The organism is Nocardiopsis sp. MG754419 (assembly GCF_018207095.1).
GTDB lineage: Bacteria > Actinomycetota > Actinomycetes > Streptosporangiales > Streptosporangiaceae > Nocardiopsis.
Genome location: NZ_QOCZ01000217.1, coordinates 1 through 7,087 on the forward strand (window position 1 = coordinate 1; position 7,087 = coordinate 7,087).

At 70.9% G+C, this 7,087-nt stretch carries 5 protein-coding genes; 3 read left to right on the top strand and 2 right to left on the bottom strand.

All coding sequences use genetic code 11. The features are described from left to right. Positions 1 to 329: hypothetical protein (locus tag DSY14_RS26050; RefSeq protein ID WP_211719259.1), on the top strand; the 329-nt coding region annotated here is incomplete at its 5' end. Positions 330 to 487: 158 nt separating this feature from the next. Here DSY14_RS26050 and DSY14_RS26055 read toward each other — a convergent pair. Further along, positions 488 to 2,098: a TROVE domain-containing protein gene (locus tag DSY14_RS26055; protein WP_211719260.1), complete on the bottom strand. Its 1,611-nt coding sequence runs from the start codon at positions 2,096 to 2,098 to the stop codon at positions 488 to 490. Positions 2,099 to 3,090: 992 nt separating this feature from the next. On the opposite strand from DSY14_RS26055, the gene DSY14_RS26060 reads away from it, so the two are divergent. Further along, complete coding sequence (locus DSY14_RS26060; protein WP_211719261.1) at positions 3,091 to 3,261, top strand: hypothetical protein; 171 nt, start codon at positions 3,091 to 3,093, stop codon at positions 3,259 to 3,261. 535 nt (positions 3,262 to 3,796) lie between these two features. Then, entirely contained in the window at positions 3,797 to 5,431 is a 1,635-nt protein-coding gene (locus tag DSY14_RS26065; protein ID WP_211719262.1) for an ABC-F family ATP-binding cassette domain-containing protein, read from the top strand. A 129-nt stretch (positions 5,432 to 5,560) separates the two neighbouring features. Here the strand turns inward: DSY14_RS26065 and DSY14_RS26070 are convergent, their stop codons facing one another. Beyond that, on the bottom strand, positions 5,561 to 7,042 hold the full coding sequence (locus DSY14_RS26070; RefSeq protein ID WP_211719263.1) for an MDR family MFS transporter: 1,482 nt from the start codon (positions 7,040 to 7,042) through the stop codon (positions 5,561 to 5,563). Positions 7,043 to 7,087 lie beyond the last annotated feature (45 nt).

Genomic DNA, 7,087 nt, shown 5'->3' on the forward strand with positions numbered 1-7,087 from the left:
TCCGGGGGCCGCTCCTCCATGACGTGCTCAGCGCTCTGGAGGTGGAGGTGGTCGGGGCGTCCCGTCGGGTGCGGGCGGGGGCGCTGCTCGAACTCCGGGGCGCGGACGGGCACCACGCGGTGGTGTCCTGGGCGGAGATCGACCCTGGGTTCGCCGACCTACCCGTGCTGCTCGCGGTGGAGATGGACGCTGCGCCCCTGGGCGGGGCGGGTCCGCAGCTGGTGATCCCGACCGACGCCTGTGGGACGCGTTTCGTCAACGGGGTCGTCGAGATCGACGTCCACTGCGGAACCGGATCGTTCACGGCCCAGGCGGGCCCTCCCGCCTGAGCGAGGACCGCCGTTCGCCCTCGGTGCCCCCGGGCCCGGACCGGTGCTCCCCGGCGCAGGGGTCCGCAACGCCCGGCCTTCGGTGCGGCCGGCCCAGGGGAACCGTCATCATCGGCCGCGGTGGGCGGTTGGCCGGGGCAGGGGCCGCCGCCCGGTGGTCAGTGCTCCCAGGGCCAGTGGGCGTCTCGACCCGACTCCAGGAGTGGGATCATCCGGAACGCGGCGTCGGTGAGCCCACCGAAGGTGTGCCGGTTCCGCCGCCCCGAGGGCGCGTGGCCGTGCTCGTACCCGGCGAGGTTCCACGTGTACATCGGCGTGCCCTGCGGGATCGCGGTGTCCACGTCCCCGCGGCCTGAGGCCTGCTCGTCGGTGACGATCACGACGCGGTCGTGGCCACGGAACTCCTGACGCAGAGCCGGGCCCGTCTCGGTCCCGCCGCCCAGGAACCAGCCACCGTCCTTCCACCGGGTGACCGCGCCCAGCACGGATTCGGCGGCCATGAGCGGGAACGCCTTCGTCCTGCGCCCTCGCGGGTCGCCCCAGAAGTACCGGGCCGAGGAGAACGACACCACGTCCGCGTTCGCGCAGCGGTGACCGAGGGCGATCCCGAACAGCGCGGCGGCGTCCCAGCGCATGAGCGATCCGTCCTCGGCGAAGGACATGCCCATGGACGAGGACGTGTCCACCAGGATCAGCGTGCGCCCCGGCAGTGCGGGGATGGCGGACAGCGAGGCGGTGAGCGCCTTCTCCAGAGCGTGCCCCCAGCGCAGTGACGGCGCAGCCCGGTGAGCCGACAGGAACCGCATTGGCATCTGTCGCGACCGTGCCACCTCCTCCGGATCCTTGAGTCGCGCCGCGACCTGCTCGGCGACCGCGTCCGAGACGCCGGCCTCGTCGAAGTTGCGCAGGTTGCGCAGCAGGGCCATGTACCCCATGGACGGGATCAGCGACTCCCACAGTTCGGCCTTGTCCACGCGGTCACCCGCCAGCGACAGGGCCGTCTCCCAGGTGACGCCGGCGCGCTCCAGCCGCTCCGGTGACAGGAGCAGCGCCGGGTCGGCCGCGCCGGCTTCCATGAGGTGACCGTGCGAGGCCAGCATCGGGAGCCGCTCCGGGTCCGGGCGGGTACCCCGGTTGCGGCGTCGCTCGTGCGCGTATTCGAACAAGGGCCCCTGCCACGGCTTGTCCACCGAGGCCGGGGGGTGCGTCAGGTCCAGCACGTCGGCGAACCGGAAGGCCTGACCGGAGGTGTCGTACTTGAGCAGCGAACGCTCGGTGTACAGGCGCCGCGCGGCGTCGGCGATACCGCGCTTGACGGGCTTGGGGATGCGGCGCCCGTACCTACCGGTCCAGTACGCCAGGGCCTCACCGGGCTCATCCGCACGCGCCAGGGCGGTGTCGATCCACTGACGGGAGTGACCGTGCTCCCCGGCGTCCAGCCGGGCCTTGGCACCTTCGAGTGCGGCGACCAGCGAGGCGGAGCGCATGTGCGCGTCGCGGCGCAGCCACCGCACGAACGAAGCGAACCACTCCGGGTCGGCCACGGCCACCTGGTGGACCAGAGCGGTGAAGCGGTCGTCGCGCCCTCCCGCGGTCTCGTAGAAGGTGTTCTCACCGACCATGTTGTGGACCGCGAGCAGCCACAGTTCCGAGCGGAGCTCCCGCGCGTAGCCGGGAGCGCCCTCGTGGGTGCGTCCGGTCGGGACGGCTTCGGAGGTGAGGGGGGAGCGGGTGGCCGGGCGCGTGCCGGCCCGGTTGAACTTCGACATCAAAAGAGACTCCTTCCGCACCGGGAGGAGATGGCTTCACAGGGGGTGCGCCCGAGATCAAGTCGGAAACGGAACGTACGCGCTCTACCGATTGAGCTACACCGGCCTTTCGGCCGCCGGCGGGACTCGAACCCGCACCACGCCATGAACAGTGGAAGTAACCGTCGCCTGCGCACCGGGCGCACCCTCGTGAAGTCGTGGCCTCCCGAGATCAGGTCGGCGACGGAAATGAAGCGTGCAACCACTGACACCACATTCGGTTCAGCCGGATGCCGGGACTCGAACCCGAGCCGCTCCGTACCAGAGAAGTAACCGTCACCTGCGCACCGGGAGGTGCTGGAAAGGAGCCTAGCAATCGAGCCTGCCGTTCCTCATCGGGTTTTCGACCAGCGGTTTCACGGGTGGTGCTCATTCTCGCGGCGTCGAAAGCGGGCGGAGGAACGGTCGGCTCCCACCCCTGCCTCACCGGCGTGCCGGGCGAGGTCGGAGTCGTCCTCGGCCCATCGCCGCGACCCTCACGGGCATCCCCTTGCCGCACTCGAAGCCGAGGCCGGGTCCGGGAATCGGCCGATGATCGGCGATCCCGGATCTCGTGTCACGTCGATCGCGGTCAAGCGTGATGGGGCATATCCGGGCGGTGCGCCGTGCGCGGGGGAACCACCTCTGATCGTGCTGTGCGTTCTCGTCCGGGAAGCGCCCGGATCGGTTCCCGGGGGCGGTTCCCTCTGAGTTCGCCTGCTCCAGTAGATTCGGGTGTGCGGTTTCAGGAGGGGAGAGAATTCCGGTGTGTCCGTGGCGCACGAAATCGGGGCTTCCCGGAGCGGGTTTCCTTTCCCTCTCCGCGCACACGGTAGCGAGCGGCGCGAGGATCGTCGCGAGCGTTTCACCTTGACCGCCGAACCGATGGTCGCGGTGAAGAGCGTGTCATCGCCTCGGGCCTTCTCCCGGACTCTCGGGATATACGCCGGCACGCGACAGGGAGGAGGGGAGAAATGCCCACGAGAGCGCACGCACTGGTGACGATCACCCTGCTGTCCCTGATCGCGATCATCGTCGCCTCCGTCCACAACGGGCTCACTCCGATGACCGGTCTGCTGTGGCTGACCTGGGTGGCGACCGCGCTGGTGACGACACAGGTCGCCCTTCGGGGCCGCCACGACTGAGGAGAGGGTCCTGGTGACCACCCGACCGGCCCGGACTCCGTCAGACGGGTGATCTTGCATGGAGGCCGTTCCCCAAGGTCCGCGTGGCCTCGGTGGTGGTGCCCGGGTCGTGAGGCATCCGTCGCACCGCCGGAAGTGCGGTCCGTGCCCTCGTGTGCCGGGCGCACGCTCCCGACCCGTGGCGATGTGGTCCGCTCATGCCGTGGGCCGTCCGCCGCCGAGGGCGCCGACCACACGGTGGGCTCGGTGTAGCCGCCGCGTGGGGGCGGCGATCCCCTGGTCCGAGCCCCGGGCCCTTCGGAGCGGGGTCGGGCGAAAAGAAATCCCCTGCAACGGGGGTCGTGCGTTAGCCTGAGCCCATGTGCCAGTCCCAGCTCTACCTGTAACGGCCTCGTCGGCCGCCCGCGCTCGTCGCGACGCTCCGAGCGCCGTGCCGCGGCCCTGACGACCTGACCCCATCGAGGGTCGCCGTTACCCGCACGCCCACCGACCCGGACCCCGGGTCTGTTCGGCGTGCCCGCCGTAGAGGACCCACATGCCCACCGCTCTTCCCGCGCGCTCGCGCGCCCAACTCGCCCTGTCCGGGATCTCCGTCGTCCGGGGCGCCCACCACGTGCTCGTCGACACCGACCTCACCGTCACCCCCACTTCGCGCATCGCGATCGTGGGGGAGAACGGCCGGGGTAAGACCACGCTCCTGCACGTCCTGGCCGGAACGCTCACACCCGATGCGGGCACCGTCGCCCTGGTCGGCACGCGCGGCCTGGCCGAACAGGAGATGTCCACCGCCGACGCCCGTACCGTCGGTGAGGTGCTCGCCGACGCCGTCGCCGACTCCCTGGCCACGCTCACCGAACTCGACACCGCGGGCCTCGCCCTGGGGGAGGGGACCGACGGCGCCGAGGAACGGTACGCCCGCGCCCTGCAACGCGCGGAGGCCCTCGACGCCTGGGACGCCGCGCGCCGGCTCCACATCGCCCTGGACGCCCTGGGCGCGGAGTCGGACCCCGCGCGCCGACTCACCGAACTCTCGGTGGGACAGCGCTACCGGGTCCGTCTGGCCTGTCTGCTCGGTGCCGGGCACGACTTCCTGCTCCTGGACGAACCCACCAACCATCTGGACCGCGGCGGTCTGGACTTTCTCACCGAACGGCTGCGTCGCCGGTCCGGGGGCGTGGTCCTGGTCAGCCACGACCGCGCGCTGCTCGCCGACGTCGCCGACACCGTGGTGGACCTGGATCCCACCGACGACGGGCGTCCTCGGATCCACGGCGGTGGTTACACCGGATACCGGCAGGGCCGCCGCGCCGAGCGGGAACGCTGGGAGCAGGCCTACGCCCACCAACAGGACGAGAAGGCCCGCCTCCAGGACCTGTTGAGCTCGGCCCAGAACCGTCTGGTCTCCCGTTGGCGGCCGGACAAGGGCACCGGCAAGCACCAGCGGGCCACCCGCGCGGGCGGGCTGGTCAAGAACGTGCACCGCCGCAGGGCCGACCTGGAGGCGCACGAGATCACCATGCCCGAACCACCACAGCGCTTCCGGTTCCCCGACCTGCCCACGCGATCCGGCACCACCCTGCTGGCGGCCGAGGACGTCACCGTGGCCGATCGACTCGCCACGGCGACCTCGCTCACCTTGCGCGCAGGCGCGCGGCTGGTGGTGACCGGTCCCAACGGCACCGGCAAGTCCACGCTGCTGTCGGTGCTCGCGGGGGCGCTGGAACCCACGACCGGCCGGGTGTACGGCGCGGACGAGGCCCGGGTGGCGCTGTTGGGCCAGGAGTCCGACCTTCCGTCGGACCGGCGGGTCGCCGACGTGTACACCGCACACGTGGACCGTCTGGTGTCCCGAAGGGGGCTCCGTGCCGACGAGACCGTGGGTCTGTCCTCGCTGGGGCTGCTCCGCCCGCGCGAGACCGGGAAACGGGTCGCCGAACTCTCCATGGGTCAGCGACGCCGGTTGGACCTGGCGCTGGCCCTGGCCCGCCGTCCCCACGTGCTGCTGTTGGACGAGCCCACCAACCACCTGTCGGTCGCCCTGGTGGACGAGCTCACCGAGGCGCTCGACGTCACCGAGGCCGCGGTGGTGGTGTCCACCCACGATCGGCGGTTCCTCCGCGATGTCGAGGCCTGGCCGCGACTGGACCTGGGTGCGCGGGTGTCGGTGTAGGGAACCGGAGGCGCGCCCCGTCCCCCTGTCCGAGAGTGGCCCTGCCTCCGTGTCCGGGCGCGGCCCCGACACGAGACGGGGGCGGTGGCCGGATCACCTCCGACCACCGCCCCCGGGGAACGCGCGGCGCTAGTGCGCGGCCGGCATCCGGTCGGCGCCCTGGCCCGCGTCCTCGGGGGACTCGGACCGGCGGACCAGGAAGGTCGCGAAGAACGCGAGGGTAGCGATGGTCGCCCCCAGCATGAACGCGACGTGGATCCCATCGGCCTCGGCGGCGATGGTGTTCGCGCCGTCCTCGAGCCGGCTCGCGGCCACCGCGGACATGACCGCGATGAACGCCGCCGTGCCCGCGGCACCGGCGACCTGCTGCACGGTACCGACCACGGCGCTGCCGTACGAGTACAGGCGCTGCGGCAGGGACCCCAACGCACCGGTGAGCAGCGGGGTGAACATCAGGCCCAGTCCGCTGCTCAGGAACACGTGCCCGAGGACGATGGCCCCGATCGTGGTCTCGGTGTCGAAGGTCGTCATGAACCACATCACCAGGGCGACGATGGCGGCTCCCGGTGTGACCAGGGGCCGAGGTCCGAACCGGTCGTAGAGGCGACCGACCACCGGAGCCAGCAGACCCATGACCAGACCGCCGGGCAACAGGGCCAGGCCGGTGGTGAGCGTGTCGTGGCCCAACACGTTCTGCATGTAGATGGGGAGCAGGATGATGATGCCGAACAGCGACATGAAGCTGACCAGCACCAGGCTGATCGACACGGAGAACTGGCGGGACTGGAAGACCCGCAGGTCCAGCAGGGCCCGGTTCTCACGCTGCAGCCGGATCTGGCGCCAGACGAACAACGCCAGGGTCACCGCGCCCACGCCGATCGCCAGGGCGGGCGGGATACCGGCACCCGCGTCGGCGGCCTTGCCCAGGCTGGAGAACCCGTAGACCAGACCACCGAAGGCGAACGCCGACAGGATGACCGACGGCACGTCGATGCGGGCGGCGGTGGGTTCGGTGATGTTACGGATGAAGATGGCGCCCAGGGCCAGGCCCAGGAGCGCGATCGGCAGGACCAGACCGAACAGCCAGCGCCAGTCCAGCACGTTCAGGATGAGCCCGGACAGGGTCGGGCCGACGGCCGGCGCCACCGCCATGACGATGGAGATGTTGCCCATCACGCGCCCGCGGCGGTCGGCCGGGACCATGTTGAGCACGGTCGTCATGAGCAGCGGCATCATGATCGCGGTGCCGGAGGCCTGCACGATCCGCCCCGCCAGCAGCACGGTGAAGTCGGGTGCGAGGAAACAGATCAGGGTGCCCAGGCTGAACAGGCTCATCGCGGTGATGAACACCTGTCTCAGGTGGAACCGTTGCAGCAGGAAACCGGTGATCGGGATGACCACGGCCATGACGAGCATGAAGGCGGAGGTCAGCCACTGCCCTGTGGAGACGGAGATCCCCAGGTCGCGGTTGAGCGCGGGCAGGGCCACGCCCATGATCGTCTCGTTGAGGATGACGACGAACGCCGAGACCAGGAGGAGCGGGATGACGAGCCGAGTGGCGTTCTTGCCGACGCCTTCGGCGGTGGTGGACGGTGAGGTGTGCCTGGTCACGTACTTCCTTGCGCGCTCGCGGGTGGGCTGGACGGCCGGGGGTGG